The following is a 21,113-nucleotide window of genomic DNA, read 5'->3' on the forward strand; positions in this document are numbered from 1 at the left end:
GTGAAGTAATGGCAACTTACATTTTTGCCATCATTGGAATGCTGATCGTGATTCCAGTTTTATATTTTCTCCCGCTCGGTTTCTCTACCCGGGGAACGTTTTTGATGGTGGGAATCGCATTCACAGCAGCATTACTCTTTATTTTACTTCAGAATGTGCTGGATATCTGGACAGCATTACTTGCAGGCATCGGGTTAATATTTATTAGTACGATCGTTTTGCAAAAGAAAGGTGAATCTTTCGTCCTTGAACCAGTCGAAGCTGACGGGGATGATTTAGAAGCCGAAGACACCGAAGACGAATTACATAATAATGATATGACAGGTCAATCGGCTCAGGAAGAAATAGACGAGTCATCCGATACAATTATACATACTGAACAGTGGATGGATGAAACAGAAGAGTCAGTGGCTGATGAAGAAGAGGAGTATACACTTCCAGCAAATGAATTGACTGAAGTCTCTGAACAGGATATGACTCTTGAAGAATCAGACTTAACTGAGGAATCCGGGTCAGATGAAGTGGAAGAACTGCTCGAATCACGTAATCAATTCATGCTTTCAGAAGAGGAAATAGAGGAATTGCAGCCTTCTGATGAAGTCCAGGGTGGCCTTGAAGAAGAAATGTCTGAAACAGAAGAAGTGTTCGACACGGACCGGTCATGGCTTGAGAGTGCCGCAATATATGATACTGCCATTGAAGCACCTGAAAACGTAAAGGTTGAAAATCCTGAAGAAAATAGCGGATCACATGACGATTTACCGGAGCCGGAAGAATCAGATGATGAAACGCCTCTTTTCAGTAACCTGACGCTAGAATATGATTCAGAAGAAGATCTAGAGGACACTGATGAAGAAACAACAGAAGAGAATATGGAAATATCTGATCAACAAAATGATGCAGTGGCCTTTGAGGAACTTCTGTTTGATGAAGATCTAGAGAATGAAGAGAAGGAAGAACCTGTGGACTCTCTCATAGACGAAGAGCTTGATGACATAGCGTCTGCTGAGGATACTGACTTCTCAATTCATAATGAACAATTATCAGCTGATTTAAATGAAGATGAAACAAATCAGCCTGATGAAATCGAACTGCCTCAGTCCCCGCAGCCGGCTGTGGTGGATGAACAGATCTTTAACCTCATCACCTCTGAATTTGAATCTTATCGTGGGTCAGATATCAAAACACTGGAAAATGAAATACGTGAAACGATGAATCTGACTGATGATCTTTCACAGCAATTCGCACTCTACCGGATTTTAATTGAACAGATGATGCACCAGGATCTGATACCGGAAGTGCTGGCTTTAAGTAACGAAGTCACAGATAAATTTGACCACGAACTGATCAGAAGTGAAATGAACGAATTGCGACGGATGTTTTCTTAAATTATTTTTTAAAAGATAAATGCAGCTTCAATACAGCTGGAGCAGAAATCAATACCCTGATTTTACAGAAACTACAGGATAAAACTAAAAAAGAATAGGTGTGGGAAATGATGAAAAACAGTACAGAACTTATAGGCCTGCCGGTTATTTCAATTACAGACGGTACAGAAATTGGAACAGTGAAATCAATCGTAGTAAACCCTGAAAAAAGATCAGTGGATTTTATCGCAATTGAACACGAAGACTGGCAGACAAGTGTCAGAGCTATCCCTTTCAAAAAAATTATCGGCCTTGGCGGATACGCGATCACTGTTGAAAACAGCGGTGCTGTCATTGACCTGAACGAAATCCCGATAGCAAATCAGCTGCTGAATAGAAAAATTTCTGTAGCGGATACAAAAGCGATTACGAAAAAAGGGCAATTAGCCGGCGAAATTAAAGAATATTACTTCAGTGAAGAGTCAGGTTCAATTGAAACACTAAACATTGACGCAACAGATCAAAGCGGTTTTATTGACGCAGAGTTCGTTATCACATACGGAAAAGATATTATCGTGCTAGAAGAAGAAGCACTGAATGCGATCAGGGATTCAATTGAAGTAGTAGACGTTGAACCTGAAGAAGAAACGTCGAAAGTCGATCAGTTTAAAGAAAAGCAAATGTCTATGCTCGTTGGTAAAACGCTAAAGAACGATGTAACTGATTACAGCGGTGAAAAAATCCTTTCAGCAGGTGAAGTACTGACTGAGGATCAGATTGAAATGACGAAACAAAGAGGGCCTTCTACTTTTGCTAAGCTTGCAACTTCGGTTGAATAATGAAAGTTGGTGCATCCAATGAGTCAGAACGTGGCGTTAAAAATGCTGGCAGTTATGCTGCTTTCATTTGTGATCATTGCCGGTGCCACACAGGCAGGACCGGCACTTCTTCCGGGAACAACGTCGGGTGAGGAAGTGTTCACTGAAGGAACAATGATTGGCAGAACTAATGTGGCCGGCCTTACAACTGAAGAGGCGGAAGCTGCTGTAACAGAAGATATACTGAACTGGAAACAGCAGTCGGATCTGACTGTGGGATATGGTGATGAACAGTCTGTCCTCAGCCCTGAATTAATCGAGTTCTTTCCTTCAGAAGCTGTGCAGACAGCAGAATCCGGCGTAGCGAATCCAGTGCCGCTGAATGTGAAAATGGGTGATGTCATGACGCTGCTCAGCAGGGATTTTGGCTTGCCTGAATCAGACGTGCTTGATCCCGCAAAAGTGCAGCGCGAGATCGAAAGCCGGATCGCTTACCTACAGACAGCTGAGGATGATCCGATTGAGCTTGAATCACTGCTGTCATCCGGAACAGGCGAGACGTTAATCGCTGAAGCAGCAGGGACATTCACAGTAACTGCAGGACAGCAGAACTTCTTATTCACTCATGAGTCAGTCACGCTTGCACCCGGACAGTATTATTCTGTACTAAATCTATCAAACCAGGTCATTGAATCAGTGGAAGATTACGAGATTACTGATGAAGAACTCTCAAAAATTGCGACTGTTGTTCACACTGCTGTACTTGATACACCTTTAACTATTGCAGAGCGTCATATCAGTACGCGGCTGCCTGAATATGCTACAGAAGGTAAAGAAGCAAGAGTCACGTCATCAAGTGGTAATGATTATAAAGTAATGAATGCGACTCAATCCGAATTTACAATCAGCGCTGAGTCTATTCAGGGAACACTCTATGTCAGAATTACAGGACCTGAACAGCCGTTTACTTATCAGGCAGAGATCAGTGAAACGGATGTTCTGCCATTTAGAACAGTCCGCCAGTATAGTCCGTTTGTTGCTGATGGAGCAGTTGAAGTAACTGAAAATGGCGTGGAAGGTCAGTTGATTCCTGTAGAGCGGGTGACATTTGATGCTGATTCTTATGAATTAGAGAGGGAATTTCTCTATGAAGATTTCTATCCTCCTGTTCACCGCGTAGAAGTCAGCAGTCTTGAAACGCCTGAACAGCTGGCAGAGGATGACCAGTCAGAAGGTGACAGCAATTCTGATGCTAATGGTGATCAGAGTTCAAATGGAACTGATAGTAACAATAATGGTGAAAATAATGCAGGAAACAGCTCTGATGAAGACAACTCTGGCGGATCTGGTTTAACTGGAAACAGTGACTCAGGTGGAAATGCTGAAGGAGACAATTCAGAAGGAAATAGTTCGTCCGGCACAAGCGGCTCAGACAATGACGGACAGTCCGGCAGAAAAGAAAACGATCCAAGTGATACAGAAAAAGGGGAACAAAATCCTAAGTAATAGCAAGGGGGAAGGCTGATGGCGGTTCAACCAAAAAAGCGGCTGGGGGATATGCTGCTTGAGGCAGGTGTGCTCACACAGGAACAGCTGGAGAAAACACTGGCTGAAAAACAGCAGCATCTGAAGCTTGGGGATGCACTTTTAGAAAGAGGTTACATCACTGAGCAGCAGTTGATCGAAGTACTCGAAGTACAGCTTGGTATAGAGCGGGTCAGCCTTTACAGATATCCGTTTGATACAAACCTTTTTACGCTGATTCCAAAAGAAGACGCGCAGCGCAAACTTATCATCCCTTTGAAAAAAGAAGGGGATAAGCTGTACGTTGCAATGAACGACCCGATGGACTTTTATACAATTGAAGATTTGAGATTATCAACCGGCTTCGATATAAGGCCGGTTATTTCTACAAAAGATGATATTATCCGTTCAATTAATAAGTATTACGAAACTGAAGAAGGCTTTGAAGAGCTTAGAATAGAAGAGACGCAGGAAGTGTCCGCTCAGGAACTGACAGATATGGAGTCTCCAATTATCAGGCTTGTTAATCAGCTTTTATCAGCTGCTTCTTCTCAGCGTGCGAGTGATATCCATATTGACCCTCAGGAGACAAAAGTGCTCGTCAGGATCCGGGTAGATGGTGTTCTCCGCACTGAACGTGTGCTGCCGAAGCATATCCAGGCGATGCTGACAGCCCGCATAAAAATTCTTGCCAATATCGATATTACTGAGCAGCGGATTCCACAGGATGGCAGAATTAAAATCAATGTCGATTACAAACCGATTGACCTGCGTGTCTCGACGCTTCCAACTGTATACGGTGAAAAAATCGTACTGCGTATTCTTGACCTGAGCAGTTCGCTGAATGATATCCAGACGCTTGGATTTAACAGGCTGAACCTGCAGCGTTTTCAGTCCATGATTGAAAAGCCGACAGGCATAGTCCTGATTACAGGGCCGACCGGTTCCGGTAAATCATCTACGCTGTATGCCGCATTGAATAAGCTGAACAGTGAAGACGTGAATATCATTACGGTTGAGGACCCGGTGGAGTACCAGCTTGAAGGGATCAATCAGATTCAGGTGAACGCTAATGTCGGTCTCACTTTTGCAAAAGGACTGAGAGCGATTCTCCGACAGGATCCGAATATTATCATGGTCGGGGAAATCCGTGACCAGGAAACAGCTGAAGTTGCGATCAGAGCATCGCTGACAGGTCACCTCGTTCTCAGTACAATTCACACGAATGATTCACTCAGTACGGTGACAAGACTGTTTGATATGGGGGTAGAACCATTTCTGATTGCATCCTCTTTAAGCGGTGTGGTCGCCCAGCGACTGGTGCGGAAAGTTTGCCGTGACTGTGCAGAGAAACACGAAGCATCAGTCAGTGAAAAAGAAATTTTTGCAAAGCGCGGCATTAAAATTGAAACCGTCTATAAAGGCCGTGGATGCACATCCTGCAATATGACCGGCTATAAAGGACGGATTGCCATTCATGAAGTACTCATGATTGATGAAGCGATGAGAAATATTATCTTAAACCGAGAATCTTTTTCAAAGCTGAGAGAAGTGGCAATTAAAAACAAGACAATCTTTTTAATCGATGACGGTCTGCTGAAAGTAAAGCAGGGGATTACGACAACAGAAGAGATTATGCGTGTGGCAATAGAATAGGAGCTGTACACATGAAAGAGGAAATACACTATTTACTGAAAACCGCATTTGAACTTGGCGCGTCTGACATGCACCTGTCAGTCGGATCGCCGCCGGTACTTAGAATTGACGGCAGTCTGAAAAGGCTTGGGAAAGATAAGCTCAAAATGAATCATACTGAGAAAATGGCAGAAGCGATTATTCCTGAAGGAAAATGGGACCATTTAAGAGAGAAAGGTGAACTTGATTTTTCTTATGGACTGCCTGGGGTATCAAGATTTCGTGTGAATGTGTATCATCAGCGGAACTGTATGTCACTTGCGATCAGAGTGATTCCAACATCTATTCCATCTTTGAAAAGCCTTCAGCTTCCGCCTGTGCTCGAAGAAATTTCCCACTATCACCAGGGACTGGTCCTTGTAACGGGGCCAACGGGAAGTGGGAAGTCAACAACACTCGCGTCGATGATTCAACATATTAATCAGACAGAGAAAAAACATATTATCACGCTTGAGGACCCGATTGAATATCTGCACAGTCATGATGGCTGCATCGTTGACCAGCGGGAAGTCGGCTATGATACAAAAACATTTGCCAACGGACTCAGAAGTGCGCTCAGACAGGACCCGGATATTATTCTGGTTGGTGAAATGAGAGACCTTGAAACCATTCAGACTGCTATCACAGCTGCTGAAACCGGACACCTTGTCTTTGCAACGCTTCATACATCCAGTGCTGCATCAACTGTTGAGCGGATTATCGATGTATTCCCGCCTGAACAGCAGCCGCAGATCAGACTGCAGCTTGCAAGTGTCTTAAAAGGTGTGATCTCACAGCGGCTCCTTCCTTTAAAAGATAAAAAGGGCCGCGTTGCAGCTGTAGAGATTATGACTAATAATCCGGCTGTTGCAAATCTGATCAGGACAGAAAAAGTTCACCAGCTGCCATCAGTGATCCAGACATCCATGGCCCAGGGAATGCAGCTCATCCAGTCAGCAGTAAGGGAACTGTACGATAAAAATATGATTTCGCAGGAAACAGCGAAGCCTTATATGTAAGGAGAGTCTGTCATGGCACGGTATAAATATGAGGGCAGAACGAAAAGTGGATTAAAAAAAGGAATCATCTCTGCAGTGACGAGAAAAGAAGCGATCCAGCAGCTTGCCTCTGACGGTATCCGCGTTACAGATATCGTAGAGCAGCAGGAGACCTTGTTAACAAAAGATATCACAATCGGTAATCCTGTTAAGCTTCAGCATCTGGTTATTTTTGTACGCCAGTTTTCAACACTGCTGAAAGCCGGCGTAACGGTTGTCGACTCAACAGCTGTACTTGCCAAGCAGACTGAAAGTAAAGCGCTGCGAAAAGCACTGATGTCCGTTGAGGCGGAACTGCGTGAAGGGAATACACTGTCAGAATCACTTGCCAAGTTCAACCGCATTTTCGAGCCGTTTTTTATCAATATGCTGAGATCCGGTGAAGCAACAGGAAATCTGGATGAGACGCTAGAGCGGCTTGGGGACCATTACGAGAAGCAGTATAGCACACGACAGAAAATAAGGTCTGCATTGTCATATCCAATAGTCGTTGCAATCGTTGCTTTTGGTGTAGTCGTATTTCTTTTAACATCGGTTGTTCCGACTTTTGTGAATATGTTTGCTGATTTTGGAGGAGAACTGCCGCTGATCACACAATTTGTCCTGAATGCCAGTGACTTTATGGTGGATTGGTGGTACATCGTGATTCTGATGCTTGCTGCAGTATTTGCTGGGATAATCGCACTGAAAAAGCATCCGAAAACAAAATATCAGTTCGATTATTTTGTGCTGAAGATACCTTTGTTTGGGAAAATGATCCAAAAAGCAATACTCGCCAGAATGACGAGAACGTTAAGTTCACTTTTTTCTAGTTCAGTGCCGATCCTACAGGCAATGGCAATTTCAGAAACAATTGTTGAAAACGAAGTCATTGCAAAAGTAATCAGGGAATCCAGAGAATCCTTAGAGCGGGGAAACTCACTGACTGAACCAATGAAAAACCACTGGGCCTTTCCTCCCCTGATCTCGCAAATGATTCAGATTGGTGAACAAACTGGTTCATTGGACTCTATGCTTGGAAAAGTAGCTGACTTCTATGAAAAAGAAGTTGACCACGCAACTGAACAGCTGAAATCATTGATAGAACCACTGATGATTGTTTTCTTAGCAGCGATTGTTGGAACGATCGTAACTGCAATCATGGTCCCTATGTTTGAAATATTTAATGATGTTCAACAATATTAAACACATTTTAGTTATTTTATACTGTATTTTTCATACAGATATGTAGTAGTATAAAAGATAGAAATCATCTTAATTTAAATTGGGGGTACAAACATGTTCAGAAAATTAAAGTCTATCGTAAAAAATGAGCGCGGTCTTACACTGATCGAATTGCTCGCAGTCGTTGTGATCCTGGGAATTATCGCTGCTATTGCGATTCCTGCGATTGGTGGGATTATTGATAATACGCGTAAGGATGCCCATGTTGCGAATGCGCAGCAGATGATTAGTTCGGCGAAGATAGCCTTAGCAGGAGATGATTCTCTTCTTCCGACAACAGGGACAAATGCAACTGTGAATATTCCTTTAATAACACTTGAAAGTGAAGGTTATATTGAAACGCTTGAAGATCCTGATGGCGGGGATTACGACCCAGGTACTGTAGCTGCTCCGACTTCTGGGTCATATGTTCAAGCAACTAGATCTTCAACAGGGAATCAAATAGAGTATAGTGTTTATTTAGAAGGATCAGAAAGATCGGTTGCCACGAGCACTGGTGGAGTTGTAACTGAAGGCAATTTAAATCGTGATGCAGTAGAAGATAACTAAAAACAAGCCCCCGGGCTTGTTTTTTTACTATTCAAAAGTTCTGAATACGTTATAATAGGATTATCCTATTTCAGCATAGGCCAATACTCATTGATTGCTGAACTCAGCCAGGAAAGGATTAGTTGAATGATACAGTCTTTATTAAGCCGTTCGAATCAAATCATACATATTGTATTTTCAGAAGAAGCGATCCGCATGGTGGAGTTGAAATCACTTGAGCCGCTTGATATCAGACAGGTTCAATACTATGAACTGCCTGAAGGTATCATTGAGCGGGGCAGGATTGAGGATCCGGAGACGCTTGAAGCGATACTGGAGCAGTGTGTACGTGACTGGAAGATCAAACGTAAAAAAGTTCAGTTTACCGTGCCTGATCCATATGTAATTGTCAGACAGGTAGAATTAAAAGAGGCACTTTCCGATCAGGAAATTCACGGTTATTTATATATGGAGCTCGGCAGCAGGATTCAGATTCCGTTTGAGGATCCTGTATTTGATTTTGTAAAATTGCCTGGCGATGATGCGAGGCAGATTGTTTTTTTTGCTTCACCGGTTGATATCGTCAGCGACTACAGGGATTTGCTTGAAAAAGTGCATCTTGAGCCGTTAACTGCTGATATCACGCCGCTTGCACTTTATAGATATTACAGTTATACCGGTAACCTTGATGAAACAGACCATTTAATGTTTATACATATGGAACCGAAACAGCTGACGATTTCTGTTTTTCACGAAGGGTTTCCATTATTCATGAGACCGATCGCACTTGAGGAAATCGAATTTGAGGAACTGTACAGCGAAATCGAAAAGATTATGCGGTTTTATCGTTATTCTGTTTTGCAGGATGACGGTGAGATCGGCAAAGTGTATCTAAGCGGTGATCATCCGCGAATCGAAACATTCAATGAGGGACTTTCAGATGTTCTGTCAGTGAAAATTGAACAGCCGGTTAAGACGAGAGAGTTTGAACATGTAATTGATACAGGTATTGAAGGCTTTGAAGTGGCAATAGGACTTGCGTTAAAAGAGGGACTGCGATGAATCAGATTTCAATTAACTTACTGCCGAAAAAACAAAAAAAGCAGCGTTTCTGTAAATTATTTATTCTGCCTATTGTCACAGCGTTCTTATTGCTTACAGCTTCTATTTTTATCATTCAATGGTCAAAAAATGAAGAGCTGGCGCGCATTGACTCACAGCTTGAGCAGGCTGAACAGGAAAAGCTGCTGCTTGAACAGCAGACTATGAATAATCAGTCTGCAGGGGATATAGACCGTCTGGAGTCAGCGATCGCGTTTATGGAACAGTATCCAATACCGACTGTTGAAGTGCTGAACCATTTTACAGAGCTGCTGCCTGAGAGAGGGTTTTTTGAATCTTTTCAGTACACAGATACAGGTCTGATTACGCTCACTGTGCAGTTTGATACGAGCAGGGAGGCCGCCTTTTATCTGCACCAGCTAGAGCAGTCAGAAAAAGTGACGGAAGCTTCACTGCAAAGTATTGTAGCTGAAGAAGTGGATGCGCTTGAAGCAGCTTCAGAGAATCTGTTGCCGAGATATATTGCACAATATACCATTATGCTGAATCAGCAGTTAGTAAGAGAGGAGAATGAGGTTGAATAACAGGTTAAACCGTACATCGATCGTGACGATTGCTTTAGGTGTGGCGGCTGTCATGCTGCCTGTACTGCTCTATTTTTCACTCATTTATCCCCTGAATGCTGAAGTGGAACTGAAAGCGCAGCAGCTCGAAACTGAAGAACAGCTGATTGAAGCCATGCTGCTCAGCAGAAATGACCAGCCGGATGTTTCGCTGGAAACGAGTGCAGAGCTTCAAAAACAGATTCCGGTTAAGCCGCTTGTGGACCAGCTGATTCTTGAGCTTGAAAAAGCAGAGCTTGTATCGGGAAGCATGATCGGGTCTGTCGCCATTACGGAAGCTGAAGTGACTTCATTAAATGAAGTTGAGGAAGCACCGGACCAGATGGAGAATCCGCTTGACACACCTTCAGAAGATGATGCCGCAGTGAACGCAGGAACTGAAGAAGTTGTCGTTGAAACTGACCCGGCCCCTGCAGATATCCAGGCCCCGTCTGGTCTTTATAAAGTACTGATGAATTTATCAGTCACATCAGACAGTTACTTTGAAATGCAGCAGTTCTTAGACGTATTAGAAGAATCAAACCGGATTATGGAAGTCGAACAGATCAGCTTTTCAGATGACAGTGAACAGATCTCAGTGAATGATTTATCAGAACCGCTCATCTATACACTGTCTGTCGCAGCATTTTATTATCCTGAATTAGAAGAACTCATCAGTGAATTGCCGCTGATCAGTGCACCGCCGCCAGCGGATAAAAATAATCCGCTTTCTCAATTTCCTGATCTCGACGGGGAAGATGAAGAGTGAAACGGGTAAGAGGTGAGCGCGGATTTACAATGATTGAGCTGCTTGCTGTACTGGTTATTCTTGGAATACTTCTATCGATCGGCGTGCTGATGATGCAGACCACGATTTCAAAAGCAAAGCAGGATGCATTTATTGCGAGTGCCTATACGATGAAGGAAGCTGCAAGAAAATACGCCCTTTATCACCGTATAGATGAGTCGCCTGTTGATCAGGTGACGTATCAGGAGCTTGTTGATGAAGGTCTAGTTGAAAAAATGCAGGATCCTTTTACCGGAAGTATGCTCTCTGAAGAGAACCTGAGTTATATTGTGTTTTCCGGAATAGAGCCGGTAGCAGTCTGTTTATACGCTGAAAACTACAAAATCTGCGGTACTGATGATACAGAAGAACCGTCATCCTTTGGTCAGTTATCAAGGGATAGCATTACGCCATATTAAAAGGAGTCAATTTTCATGTCCATGTTTGTCACCGGGTTATTTGTGTTATACGGCTCTATTTTCGGCTCCTTTTATAATGTGGTGGGGCTGCGGGTTCCTGAAAAAAAGTCAATCGTCTCTCCAGGGTCTGCCTGTCCGAAATGTGGACACAGGTTGAAGTGGCATGAACTGATTCCTGTTTTTTCATATTTTCTATTGAGAGGGAAATGTAAAAGCTGCGGTCTGAAAATCCCTGCTGTCTATCCGGTCATTGAAGCAGCAACGGGACTGTTGTTCGGATTAAGTTTTTACCTATTCGGTTTTTCAGGCGAATTAATCGTCAGCCTGATCTTTGTTTCGCTATTAATCATTATTACTGTGTCAGATATTGAATATATGATTATACCGGACAGGATTTTACTGTTTTTTGGAGCGGTCCTGATCCCATCACGCATTTTTGTTCCGCTTAACCCCTGGTGGGATGCAATAATTGGCGCAGCTGCGGGTTTTATGCTGCTTCTTTTAATTGCCATCGTATCAAGAGGCGGAATGGGTGGAGGGGATATTAAGCTTTATGCAGTCATCGGACTCGTACTTGGTGTGAAGCTGACGCTACTCTCCTTTTTTATCGCCACCTTTATCGGAACTGCAGCAGGTCTCATTGCAATTTATGTTAAAAAGAAATCCAGAAAAGAACCGATCCCATTCGGTCCCTCAATCGCAGCCGGCGCCCTGATTGCCTACTTCTGGGGTGAGCAACTGGTCAATGCTTATCTGAACATGTTTTTTTAACTTTAAGGCTATAAGAAGACCAATGTTGTTTTAGCGCAGTTGGTGATTGCAGCGGAAGGGGGACGACTCCAGCAGGAGAAGTCGGACAGGTGAGATCCCACAGACGCAAAGCGTCGAGGAGGGCCGATTGAACCGGAGCCAAAAACCGGCTCATGCGGAAAGCGTTCCCCCTGCAGCGGAAATCACCAGCCACCTTACACAGAAACAACTCTAATAAAAATGTCAGAATATCCCGTGAACAGGACGACAAATGTCTTGTTCTTTTTTTTCTGTCTCATGCTAGTCTCAAACTATCCAACAGATAGAAGGAGCTGCTGACATGAAACAGGAGACGGCGACGAAAAATAAAGATGGAAGAATCATTCAGTTTCCCCTTAAACACGATCAGAAACATCCAGGAAGGCTGATTTTGCTTCCTGTGTTATCAGGCGTGATCTGTGCAATCCTGTTCGGGTTCATCCTGAACTTATTTATCGAAAAACCCACTCAGCCGCTGCTCGCTGAACCGGCTGAAGAGACAAGCTCTTTTACGATCGAGCCGATGACTTTCTGGGTGCAGCAGGCAGGGGCATTCAGTACAAAGGAAGCGGCTGACAGCTTTATTTCAAATCTTCCCGCAGGCACTCCGCACGTGCTGGTGACTCAAAATGAAATGAATCAGCTGTGGATTGGGGCTGCAGCGTCTGAAGCAGCAGCAAATGAGCAGGGAGGATCCGCACAGGTTGATGTATACGTCAAATCAGTTTCAACTGAGCCGGTTGAAATCACTTTAAGCGAAAAAGATCAGCAATGGTTCAAGGCTCTACTCACATCAATTGAAACAAAACTCAATGAGCCCGGATCTGACTTTCACCTGCCGGAAGCTGAGCCTGGAAATGAGTCGCTGAAAGGTTTTTATCAGGAAATCATTGAATCTGACAAGGACACAGCTTTTTTAGAAAGTCTTGTATTGATTATGCAGATAAAAAATAACTCGCCCTCCACCTGACAAACCTCATTGATAATAGGGAAGATATGTTATACTGTAACCGTCTCCCTATTATCATTTTACTGAGGTGTAAATCATGACAATTATTCTGGCTTCACAATCTCCGCGTCGAAAAGAACTGATGAACATGCTTCCATACCCTTTCACTGTCTATCCTTCCACATTTGATGAATCCACTATTACTGATCAGAATCCCGAAACGGCCGTCTTAAAAATTGCTGAAGGGAAAGCGGCAGAAGTTGCGAAAGAGTTCCCTGACTCAATTGTGATCGGCAGCGATACAATTGTGTTTTATGAACAGATATTAGGAAAACCGAAATCAGCTGAGGAAGCACGGGACATGCTCAGCCGTTTGTCCGGGAAGACCCATACGGTTTATACAGGGGTCGTGCTGATTAAAAACGGTGTAAAAACCTCTTTTACTGAAAGAACAGATGTGACGTTCTGGGAGCTTTCAGAAAAAGAGATCAGCGACTATATCGAGACCACTGACCCGTTTGATAAAGCGGGGGCTTACGGTATCCAGTCAGGCGGGGCGCTTTTTGTTAAAAGCATTACCGGCGATTATTATGCTGTAGTCGGCCTGCCGTTATCCCGATTAAATAAAGAACTTGCCCTGCTGACTTAGCTGTTTTTCGACTTATAAGGAGGAAAACGATGCTGATTCCGCAAAAAACACTGATGATCAGAGATTACCTAGATGAGGACAGGCCGAGGGAAAGGTTTATTAAGCAGGGCCCTCAGAGTCTATCCAATCAGGAATTGATTGCTATTTTACTGCGCACAGGTTCAAGAGATGAATCTGTCATTAACCTCGCGAACAAATTGCTCCAGGAATTTAACGGGCTGAGATCTTTAAAAGAAGCATCTTATGATGAACTGACCTCCATCAAGGGGATCGGGGATGCCAAAGCAGTTCAGGTACTCGCCGCTGTGGAAGTCGGGCGCCGGATAGCGAATATTACTTTTGAAGACAGGTTCACAATTCGTTCACCGGAAGACGGAGCATCTTTTTTAATGGATGAACTCCGTTTTCTTACACAGGAGCATTTCGTCGCACTTTACCTCAACACTAAAAATCAGATTATCCACCAGCAGACCATTTTTATCGGGTCATTAAACTCTTCAATCGTGCACCCCAGAGAGGTTTTTAAGGAAGCTTTTAAGCGTTCTGCCGCTTCAATTATCTGCGCTCACAATCATCCGAGCGGTGATCCTGCGCCTTCAAAAGAAGACATTGATGTGACAAGAAGATTAGTAGAGTGCGGGAAGATGATCGGGATCGAAGTGCTCGATCATTTAATCATTGGTGAGAAGAAGTATGTAAGTTTGAAGGAAAAAGGGTATATGTAACGTTGTTAAAACAGACGCGTGTAAGCTATAATTAAAGCTATGGTTTTTGACCGGCCTGAAAAAGGTTATTAGTGGAATGAGAAAGGGAGATACTCCATGTTTGGAACGAAAGATATAGGAATTGATTTGGGAACTGCTAACACACTTGTTTACATAAAAGGGAAGGGGATCGTTGTAAGAGAGCCTTCTGTTGTAGCGCTAAGACAGGATACGAAAGACATTGTGGCAGTCGGTAATGAAGCAAGAAATATGATCGGCAGAACGCCTGGAAACATTGTAGCGCTCCGTCCGATGAAAGATGGTGTGATTGCTGACTTTGAAACAACGTCAACAATGATGAAGTACTATATGAATCAGGCACTGAAGACAGGTTCATTTTCAAGAAAGCCTTATGTTATGGTTTGTGTGCCATCAGGGATTACGTCAGTTGAAAGACGCGCAGTTATTGATGCAGCAAGACAGGCAGGCGCTAAAGATGCGTTTCCGATTGAAGAGCCGTTTGCAGCAGCGATAGGTGCAGGTCTTCCGGTTTGGGAACCTACAGGCAGTATGGTCGTAGATATTGGTGGAGGTACAACTGAAGTTGCTGTCATCTCACTTGGAGGCATTGTCACAAGCCAGTCGATCCGCGTGGCCGGCGATGAAATGGATGATGCAATCGTTTCGTATATCAGAAAACAATACAACCTGATGATTGGTGAACGTACTGCTGAAGCAGTCAAGATGGAAATCGGGTCAGCAGTTGCAGCTGATACGGATGTAACAATGGAGATCAGAGGACGTGATCTGTTAACGGGTCTGCCAAAAACGATTGAAATCACGCAGCGTGAAATTCAGATTGCACTTGCTGATACAGTGGCTAACATTATTGAATCAGTAAAGAGTACGCTTGAACATACCCCGCCGGAACTGTCAGCAGATATTATGGACCGTGGGATCGTTTTAACAGGCGGAGGTGCGCTTCTTCAGGGACTTGATCAACTGATGACAGCTGAAACTTCTATGCCGGTTCATATTGCAGAAGAACCGCTTGACTGTGTAGCCATTGGTACAGGAAAAGCGTTAGATAATATTGATTACTTTAAGAAACAGAAATAACCGGGAAAACAGGTAATTGGAGTGTGCAGAAAATGCCTTCATTTTTTAGGAATAAAAGGCTGATTGTGCTGCTCGTCAGTATTATACTGCTTGTTGCATTAATTGGTTTTTCACTGAGGGAAAGAGATAATATTTCTCTTCCAGAACAGTTTATTAAAGATATTGTCGGTTTTGGACAAAACATAGCTTCAAAGCCTGCGAGTTTTGTGCAGGGCGGGTTTGACAGTGTGCAGGATCTTTTGAATACGTACAATGAAAATAAAAAGCTGAAGACCAGACTTGAAGAATTGGCACTGCTGCAGACACAGGTGACTGATCTGACTAGAGATAATGAAGCCTTAAGAGAACAGACGAATGTTGAAGGGGATATCCGCGACTACAGTACAACGAATGCTACTGTTATTGCCCGTAACCCTGAGCAGTGGCAGGATACAATTATCATTGATAAGGGTCAGGTTAACGGTATTGAAGCAGATATGGCGGTTCAGACTGCAGGTGGAATGATTGGCAGAGTAAAAGATACTGGCCAATTCACTTCAACTGTTGAATTGCTGAGTGCCAGAAATTCTGTTAACAGAGTCTCAGCACTTTTCCAGGCAGAAGAAGAGAATATTTATGGGCTTGTAGAAGGTTTTGATACAGAGCGTGGAGAATTGATGGTGAAGAAAATCCCGTTTGATGTTCCGATTGAAGTCGGGTCAAAAGTGATTACATCAGGACTTGGCGGCGTTTTTCCTAAGGGTCTGTTAATCGGGGAAGTGACTGAAGTATCTTCAGACGAATATGGGTTGACCCAGACGGCGTATGTAGATCCGGCTGCGAACCTATATGATATTGAACATGTAATGGTACTTGAAAGAGCCGCTGTCGGAGCTGATGAGATTGAAGCGGAAGCTGAGGAGGATGAAGAATGATCCGATTTGTACTTCCTTTAATCGGCATCGTCATCTTTTACAGTGAAAGTATTTTTGCCACATTTTCACCCATAGAGGCAGCAGGTGATACACGGCTGCTGGTTCCGCACTTTCTGGTGGTATTTCTGTTGTTTTTAAGTTTTTACTACAATCGGAATACCTCCTATATATACGCTTTTGTATTCGGCTTAATGTATGATGTTTTCTTTACAGGTGTTTTGGGGATTTATATGTTTTTGTTTCCGCTGTTAATTTATATTTCAGCATTAATATTCAGGCTGATCTACCAGAATATCGTCATCAACGGTCTGGTGACACTGATTATGATTGCGCTGCTGGAGTGGATTGTTTACCAGTTTTATCTCCTGATTGGCATTGCAGATATGAATGTACAGGCATTTTTAAACCATAGACTGTATTCAACTTTATTATTTAATGCTGCTTTTATTCTGATCGCTGCCTATCCTTTCAAGCAATGGATGTCAGCAGTCAGATTCAGACAGCTGGAGGATTAATACGCAGAGGTTTGGGGTGAAACACATGGGTGCACAAAACGTAATGATTAAAGGAACAAAAGACGGCTTCATTCTTAAACTGAATGACCAGTGCGGTTATCAGGAGCTGAAAGAAGAGCTGATTGAAAAACTTTCAGTTCAGTATAAGGCTCCTGCTGACGGCCAGGCGGTAAAGGCACGAATTGAAGCGGGAAACCGTTTTTTAACTGAAGATCAAAAAGAAGAAGTCAGACAGATTGTTCATCAGCAAAAGAGCCTTCTTGTCGATGAAATAACGAGTAATGTGATCACAGTTGAAGATGCTGAGCAGAGAATAAGAGAAAAAGAGATGTCTTCAATGACCGGTATTGTAAGATCGGGTCAGGTAATTGAAGTTGAAGGTGATTTTCTGCTTGTTGGAGATGTGAATCCCGGCGGCATGATTATGGCCGGAGGAAACATTTATATTTTAGGCACGTTAAGGGGAATTGCGCATGCAGGCTGTTACGGCAAAGAAGAGGCAGTCATTGTAGCTTCTCAGATGCTGCCGGCGCAGCTTCGTATTGCCTCAAAACTGAATCGTGCACCGGATCATGATGACGACCCTCATGAAATGGAATGTGCTTACATAGACAGCAGCAATCAGATTGTTGTTGACCGCTTGCAGGTTTTAAGAAGAATCCGTCCAAGCATAACGAAGATTGAAGGAGGAAGATAGCAGTGGGCGAAGCAATTGTCATTACATCGGGTAAAGGCGGAGTCGGGAAGACCACGACAACCGCTAATCTAGGTACAGCAATCGCGATGCAGGGGAAAAAAGTATGCTTAATCGATACTGATATCGGCCTGCGTAACCTGGATGTGATTCTCGGTTTGGATAACAGAATTATTTATGATCTTGTGGATGTAGTAGAAGGCAGATGTAAACCGAATCAGGCACTTGTAAAAGACAAGCGTTTTGAAGGCCTGCTGTATCTGCTCCCTGCTGCTCAGACCAGTGATAAGTCAGCAGTAAATCCTGAACAGATGAAAGAGCTTGTGGAACAGCTGAAACAGGACTATGATTACATATTGATTGACTGTCCGGCAGGAATCGAGCAGGGGTATAAAAATGCAATTGCAGGGGCGGACCGTGCAATCGTTGTAACGACTCCCGAGCGTTCTGCTGTGCGTGATGCAGACAGAATTGTCGGGCTGCTTGAGCAGGAAACGGATGAGCCGCCTGTATTGATCATTAACCGCATCAGAAATCATCTGATGGAGTCAGGAGATATGCTTGATATTGATGAAGTTACCACTCATCTTTCAATTGACCTTCTTGGCATTGTCATTGATGATGACCAGGTCATTACTGCCTCTAATAAAGGTGAGCCGATTACGATGAATCCGGACAGTAAGGCTTCTATTGCCTACCGGAACATTGCGAGAAGAATTCTTGGTGAGTCGATTCCACTGATGTCTCTATCAGATGAGAAACCTTCACTGATGAAGAAAATATTTAAAATTCTTGGCAAGAAGTAAAATGGCCGGCAGCGCATGAGCTGCCGGTTTTTTTCATACAATGAATGAGTAAACTGAATGAGGGAGTGTACAGGCATGACCCTGTTCAAGAAACCGAGTACTTTCAGCCGGCTATCAGAAAAGCTCTTAGTGAAATCAATTCTTGCGGGTCTGGTGATTGTTTGCTTTACCGCAAGTGAAGATGATTTATGGTCACTTGAACAACTTGTTGATCTGCAGCGGGCGATCCATACATCGTTTGAATTTGCCTCCCATTATGATGCATTTGGTACTCAGCTCGGATTTGCGAGCGGCATTAAGACAGATGACAAAACCGTCGTACCTGTATCTGCCAACTTTACCCGGGAAGCACTTGAAGGTACAGAAACCGCTATTTTATCAGTTGCAGGCGAACCTATCTTTGCCCCGAGAAGCGGGATTGTGTTATTTGCCGGTCAGACTGAGGGTGAGGATATGATCGTACTTCAGCACCCTGACCGCAAAAAGACTGTCTATCTGTCAGTCATCGCTGATCAGGTGGAAACATTTGATCTGGTCAATGCAGGTGAACAGATCGGGTATGTGCCGGGGAAGAGCTACCGTTTTATGCTGAAGCCTGAGAACACGCCGTTTAATTTGACAGCTTTTTTCCGTGAGCTGAATGCTGCTGATTAAAGGCAGGGTATCCATCCATCCGTTTTTCTGGATGATGGCGGCAGCTTCTTTTATAACCGGACAGTTTCATTCATTCTTTATTCTTTTCATGCTGGTTCTTGCCCATGAAGCTGCTCATGGAATAGCGGCAGTTTTTTTCAGATGGCAGGTGAAAAGTCTGACGCTGCTGCCTTTTGGGGGCCACCTTGAAGTAAAAGGGATATTGAACAAGCCTGTAACCGAAGAAGCAGTCGTTGCGCTGAGCGGCCCGTTTTTTCATCTGCTGGTCCATATTTTTCTTTTATATAGCCATTTGCCATTTGCCTATACAGAAGAGCTGATTCATCTCAATCTGCAGCTGCTATTTTTCAACCTGCTTCCAGTCTGGCCGCTTGACGGCGGGAGAATACTCAGCTGTCTCATTCATCTGTTTTTTCCTTTTAAAAAGAGCCTGGATTTACTTATTGCCTTCAGTACAGTTACTCTGCTTACACTGATTGCAGCGAGTGTCTGGCAGTTGCAGCTTCAGTGGCTCCTGCTGCTGATCTATGCGGGTTTTAGTACGTGGCACTTATACAGAACCCGCCATTTTCTGTTCAAACAGTTCCTGCTTGAAAAATGGAAGGCGCAGCATACAGAAAGTAAAATCGTGTATGTTCCCGCCTCTTATTCACTCCATTCACTGATCAATAGCATGGTGAAAGGAAAAAAACAGCAGTTTCTCATCACAGAAAACGGAAAGGTGATAGGAACGCTCAGTGATGATATGATAATAAAACGATACTTTTCCGCGCATGACTAACTGCGGATTAATAAGAAGGTGCACAATTGAAACGAATGATTATCAGTCATAAAACACGTGAAAAAAAGTGGGCAATCCTAACTGAACAGGGAATCGACAGGATTGAACTGTACCCACCGTTTGCAGTAACGAAAATAGGCAATATCTACAGCGGAACCATTGCCAGTATCAAACCATCACTGCAGGCAGCTTTTGTCCAGTTCGATCATGGTCCAAAAGGGTACCTGCCGCTAAAATCGATTCCGGAGCAATATGGGTCCGTTCATCAGGGAATGAGAATGCCTGTACAGGTGAAAAAAGATGAAGAAGCGACTAAGGGACCTGTACTTACTGCTGATCTTGAATTTCAAGGTAAGTATATGGTCTATTTCCCGTTCACCAAGATGCTCAGGCTTTCCAAAAAAATAAGCAGTCAACAGAGAAGCAGACTTCAGCAATGGGGTGAGGGTGCTGCAGGCAGCGAAGGGGGGCTGCTGATCAGAACAGATGCTTCATCTGCAAGTGATGCAGACCTTTCAAAGGAATTGAGTGACCTCAAACAAGCCTCTCAGCAGCTCAATCAGTCCTTTCACAAGCGTAAAGGTCAATACCTTTTAAAAAGTGCTGAACCATTCATAGAAGAAGTGAAAGAGGCCATCATCAATCAGGTACCTGATGAGATCGTGACAGACACAGCTGACATGTCAGCCGACATTAAAAATTTTATGTCAGCTTTAAAAATGAACGCGAGTGTGACTTTTCATCATGATGATGAGGATCTATTCAGAACCTATATAAAAGAAGATATTCATCATCTTATGACCAGAAAGTATGTGTGGCTTGACGGGGGAAGTCAGATTGTTATAGATTCACTTGAGGCGCTCACTGTGATTGATGTTAATTCTTCAAAGCAGGCAGGTGCGAAACAGCACCAGGCTGCAGCAAAAGACATTAATATGAAAGCAGCAGCTGAATCACTCAGGCAAATGAGAATCAGAGACTTACACGGCATCATTTTAATTGATTTTATTAATATGAAGAATCCGGCAGATCGTGCTGATATTGACCGGTTGATCAGACAGGAAGCAAAACTTGATCCAAAGCATATTCATCCTGCAGGCTTTACTGAACTCGGACTTTACCAGTTAACGAGAAAGAAAACGAAGGCCTCTTATGAAGCTGCTTATACCGTTCCATGTCCGGTATGTGCAGGAAAAGGACATGTTCTCTCACCTGAAAGCCGGCTGCTCGAACTTGAAAAAGAACTGCTTGAAAAAAGAAGAAGTCTTCAGCGTGCTGAAATCGGTCTGACAAAAGATCTTCACGAACTGATCAGGCAGGATCCATCATTTATCAAATGGATTGAACAGGAGCTGAAGATTCCGGTCACACTGATTGATATTGAGCACCCGCATTCTTATTATCAAATCAGATAATATCAAGAATGTCATTGACACTGATAATCTCTGTGTGATAACATTCATATGTTACTGTTTG

The 21,113-nt window shown here is 43.5% G+C and carries 23 protein-coding genes; all 23 read left to right on the forward strand.

The features are described from left to right. Positions 1-8: 8 nt before the first annotated feature. The 23 genes from KP77_RS01670 (at position 9) to KP77_RS01780 (ending at position 21,052) form a co-directional block, all read left to right on the forward strand. Complete coding sequence (locus tag KP77_RS01670; protein ID WP_041120997.1) at positions 9-1,388, forward strand: phage holin family protein; 1,380 nt, start codon at positions 9-11, stop codon at positions 1,386-1,388. Positions 1,389-1,495: 107 nt separating this feature from the next. Next, positions 1,496-2,206 carry a PRC-barrel domain-containing protein gene (locus tag KP77_RS01675; RefSeq protein WP_235420642.1) on the forward strand — a complete coding sequence of 237 codons (711 nt, stop codon included), beginning with the start codon at positions 1,496-1,498 and terminating at the stop codon, positions 2,204-2,206. Between the two features lie 18 nt (positions 2,207-2,224). Continuing rightward, positions 2,225-3,691: a VanW family protein gene (locus tag KP77_RS01680; protein WP_041120999.1), complete on the forward strand. Its 1,467-nt coding sequence runs from the start codon at positions 2,225-2,227 to the stop codon at positions 3,689-3,691. Positions 3,692-3,709: 18 nt separating this feature from the next. Next, the gene (locus KP77_RS01685; RefSeq protein ID WP_041121000.1) at positions 3,710-5,365 is read left to right on the forward strand and encodes a GspE/PulE family protein; all 1,656 of its coding nucleotides are present in this window, start codon (positions 3,710-3,712) and stop codon (positions 5,363-5,365) included. A gap of 11 nt (positions 5,366-5,376) precedes the next feature. Continuing rightward, complete coding sequence (locus KP77_RS01690; protein WP_041121001.1) at positions 5,377-6,402, forward strand: type IV pilus twitching motility protein PilT; 1,026 nt, start codon at positions 5,377-5,379, stop codon at positions 6,400-6,402. A 12-nt stretch (positions 6,403-6,414) separates the two neighbouring features. Then, positions 6,415-7,626 (forward strand): type II secretion system F family protein, encoded by a 1,212-nt coding sequence (locus KP77_RS01695; protein ID WP_041121002.1) that lies wholly within the window; start codon positions 6,415-6,417, stop codon positions 7,624-7,626. A gap of 93 nt (positions 7,627-7,719) precedes the next feature. Beyond that, positions 7,720-8,214 carry a prepilin-type N-terminal cleavage/methylation domain-containing protein gene (locus KP77_RS01700; RefSeq protein ID WP_041121003.1) on the forward strand — a complete coding sequence of 165 codons (495 nt, stop codon included), beginning with the start codon at positions 7,720-7,722 and terminating at the stop codon, positions 8,212-8,214. 126 nt (positions 8,215-8,340) lie between these two features. After that, complete coding sequence (pilM, locus tag KP77_RS01705) at positions 8,341-9,255, forward strand: type IV pilus biogenesis protein PilM (protein WP_041121004.1); 915 nt, start codon at positions 8,341-8,343, stop codon at positions 9,253-9,255. After that, positions 9,252-9,839 (forward strand): PilN domain-containing protein, encoded by a 588-nt coding sequence (locus KP77_RS17435; protein ID WP_052473901.1) that lies wholly within the window; start codon positions 9,252-9,254, stop codon positions 9,837-9,839. The genes pilM and KP77_RS17435 overlap by 4 nt, the downstream gene beginning before the upstream one ends. Continuing rightward, positions 9,832-10,626: a hypothetical protein gene (locus tag KP77_RS01715; protein WP_041121005.1), complete on the forward strand. Its 795-nt coding sequence runs from the start codon at positions 9,832-9,834 to the stop codon at positions 10,624-10,626. Before KP77_RS17435 ends, KP77_RS01715 begins: the two co-directional genes overlap by 8 nt. Further along, the gene (locus KP77_RS01720) at positions 10,623-11,063 is read left to right on the forward strand and encodes a type II secretion system protein (RefSeq protein WP_052473902.1); all 441 of its coding nucleotides are present in this window, start codon (positions 10,623-10,625) and stop codon (positions 11,061-11,063) included. The genes KP77_RS01715 and KP77_RS01720 overlap by 4 nt, the downstream gene beginning before the upstream one ends. Positions 11,064-11,078: 15 nt before the next feature. Further along, positions 11,079-11,834 (forward strand): prepilin peptidase, encoded by a 756-nt coding sequence (locus KP77_RS01725; RefSeq protein WP_041121006.1) that lies wholly within the window; start codon positions 11,079-11,081, stop codon positions 11,832-11,834. A 319-nt stretch (positions 11,835-12,153) separates the two neighbouring features. Beyond that, on the forward strand, positions 12,154-12,822 hold the full coding sequence (locus KP77_RS01730; RefSeq protein ID WP_041121007.1) for a hypothetical protein: 669 nt from the start codon (positions 12,154-12,156) through the stop codon (positions 12,820-12,822). 73 nt (positions 12,823-12,895) lie between these two features. Next, the gene (locus KP77_RS01735) at positions 12,896-13,450 is read left to right on the forward strand and encodes a Maf family protein (protein WP_407637909.1); all 555 of its coding nucleotides are present in this window, start codon (positions 12,896-12,898) and stop codon (positions 13,448-13,450) included. A gap of 29 nt (positions 13,451-13,479) precedes the next feature. After that, entirely contained in the window at positions 13,480-14,175 is a 696-nt protein-coding gene (gene radC / locus KP77_RS01740; protein WP_041121009.1) for a RadC family protein, read from the forward strand. 96 nt (positions 14,176-14,271) lie between these two features. After that, positions 14,272-15,273 (forward strand): rod shape-determining protein, encoded by a 1,002-nt coding sequence (locus tag KP77_RS01745; protein WP_041121010.1) that lies wholly within the window; start codon positions 14,272-14,274, stop codon positions 15,271-15,273. A gap of 32 nt (positions 15,274-15,305) precedes the next feature. Beyond that, positions 15,306-16,187 (forward strand): rod shape-determining protein MreC, encoded by an 882-nt coding sequence (gene mreC / locus KP77_RS01750; RefSeq protein ID WP_041121011.1) that lies wholly within the window; start codon positions 15,306-15,308, stop codon positions 16,185-16,187. Beyond that, the gene (gene mreD, locus KP77_RS01755) at positions 16,184-16,702 is read left to right on the forward strand and encodes a rod shape-determining protein MreD (protein ID WP_052473903.1); all 519 of its coding nucleotides are present in this window, start codon (positions 16,184-16,186) and stop codon (positions 16,700-16,702) included. Before mreC ends, mreD begins: the two co-directional genes overlap by 4 nt. A 25-nt stretch (positions 16,703-16,727) precedes the next feature. Further along, entirely contained in the window at positions 16,728-17,399 is a 672-nt protein-coding gene (gene minC / locus KP77_RS01760; RefSeq protein WP_084218547.1) for a septum site-determining protein MinC, read from the forward strand. 2 nt (positions 17,400-17,401) lie between these two features. Next, the gene (minD, locus tag KP77_RS01765; RefSeq protein ID WP_041121013.1) at positions 17,402-18,202 is read left to right on the forward strand and encodes a septum site-determining protein MinD; all 801 of its coding nucleotides are present in this window, start codon (positions 17,402-17,404) and stop codon (positions 18,200-18,202) included. A 75-nt stretch (positions 18,203-18,277) separates the two neighbouring features. Then, a complete protein-coding gene (locus tag KP77_RS01770) occupies positions 18,278-18,856 on the forward strand; it encodes a M23 family metallopeptidase (protein WP_041121014.1) in 579 nt (192 codons plus the stop codon). Beyond that, the gene (locus KP77_RS01775) at positions 18,843-19,637 is read left to right on the forward strand and encodes a site-2 protease family protein (RefSeq protein ID WP_041121015.1); all 795 of its coding nucleotides are present in this window, start codon (positions 18,843-18,845) and stop codon (positions 19,635-19,637) included. Before KP77_RS01770 ends, KP77_RS01775 begins: the two co-directional genes overlap by 14 nt. A gap of 35 nt (positions 19,638-19,672) precedes the next feature. Then, complete coding sequence (locus KP77_RS01780; RefSeq protein ID WP_235420649.1) at positions 19,673-21,052, forward strand: ribonuclease E/G; 1,380 nt, start codon at positions 19,673-19,675, stop codon at positions 21,050-21,052. Positions 21,053-21,113: the final 61 nt, after the last annotated feature.

Source organism: Jeotgalibacillus alimentarius (assembly GCF_000829445.1).
Classification (GTDB): Bacteria; Bacillota; Bacilli; order Bacillales; family Jeotgalibacillaceae; genus Jeotgalibacillus; species Jeotgalibacillus alimentarius.

What these genes read in the sequence shown, in the direction of transcription:
- KP77_RS01775 (WP_041121015.1), top strand. Translation starts at nt 18,843, where the DNA reads ATGCTGCTGATTAAAGGCAGGGTATCCATCCATCCGTTTTTCTGGATG.
- KP77_RS01670 (WP_041120997.1), top strand. Translation starts at nt 9, where the DNA reads ATGGCAACTTACATTTTTGCCATCATTGGAATGCTGATCGTGATTCCA.
- KP77_RS01725 (WP_041121006.1), top strand. Translation starts at nt 11,079, where the DNA reads ATGTCCATGTTTGTCACCGGGTTATTTGTGTTATACGGCTCTATTTTC.
- mreC (WP_041121011.1), top strand. Translation starts at nt 15,306, where the DNA reads ATGCCTTCATTTTTTAGGAATAAAAGGCTGATTGTGCTGCTCGTCAGT.
- minC (WP_084218547.1), top strand. Translation starts at nt 16,728, where the DNA reads ATGGGTGCACAAAACGTAATGATTAAAGGAACAAAAGACGGCTTCATT.
- KP77_RS01770 (WP_041121014.1), top strand. Translation starts at nt 18,278, where the DNA reads ATGACCCTGTTCAAGAAACCGAGTACTTTCAGCCGGCTATCAGAAAAG.
- pilM (WP_041121004.1), top strand. Translation starts at nt 8,341, where the DNA reads ATGATACAGTCTTTATTAAGCCGTTCGAATCAAATCATACATATTGTA.
- KP77_RS01780 (WP_235420649.1), top strand. Translation starts at nt 19,673, where the DNA reads ATGATTATCAGTCATAAAACACGTGAAAAAAAGTGGGCAATCCTAACT.
- KP77_RS01695 (WP_041121002.1), top strand. Translation starts at nt 6,415, where the DNA reads ATGGCACGGTATAAATATGAGGGCAGAACGAAAAGTGGATTAAAAAAA.
- KP77_RS01685 (WP_041121000.1), top strand. Translation starts at nt 3,710, where the DNA reads ATGGCGGTTCAACCAAAAAAGCGGCTGGGGGATATGCTGCTTGAGGCA.
- KP77_RS01675 (WP_235420642.1), top strand. Translation starts at nt 1,496, where the DNA reads ATGATGAAAAACAGTACAGAACTTATAGGCCTGCCGGTTATTTCAATT.
- KP77_RS01680 (WP_041120999.1), top strand. Translation starts at nt 2,225, where the DNA reads ATGAGTCAGAACGTGGCGTTAAAAATGCTGGCAGTTATGCTGCTTTCA.
- KP77_RS01730 (WP_041121007.1), top strand. Translation starts at nt 12,154, where the DNA reads ATGAAACAGGAGACGGCGACGAAAAATAAAGATGGAAGAATCATTCAG.
- mreD (WP_052473903.1), top strand. Translation starts at nt 16,184, where the DNA reads ATGATCCGATTTGTACTTCCTTTAATCGGCATCGTCATCTTTTACAGT.
- KP77_RS01690 (WP_041121001.1), top strand. Translation starts at nt 5,377, where the DNA reads ATGAAAGAGGAAATACACTATTTACTGAAAACCGCATTTGAACTTGGC.
- KP77_RS01700 (WP_041121003.1), top strand. Translation starts at nt 7,720, where the DNA reads ATGTTCAGAAAATTAAAGTCTATCGTAAAAAATGAGCGCGGTCTTACA.
- KP77_RS01745 (WP_041121010.1), top strand. Translation starts at nt 14,272, where the DNA reads ATGTTTGGAACGAAAGATATAGGAATTGATTTGGGAACTGCTAACACA.
- KP77_RS17435 (WP_052473901.1), top strand. Translation starts at nt 9,252, where the DNA reads ATGAATCAGATTTCAATTAACTTACTGCCGAAAAAACAAAAAAAGCAG.
- radC (WP_041121009.1), top strand. Translation starts at nt 13,480, where the DNA reads ATGCTGATTCCGCAAAAAACACTGATGATCAGAGATTACCTAGATGAG.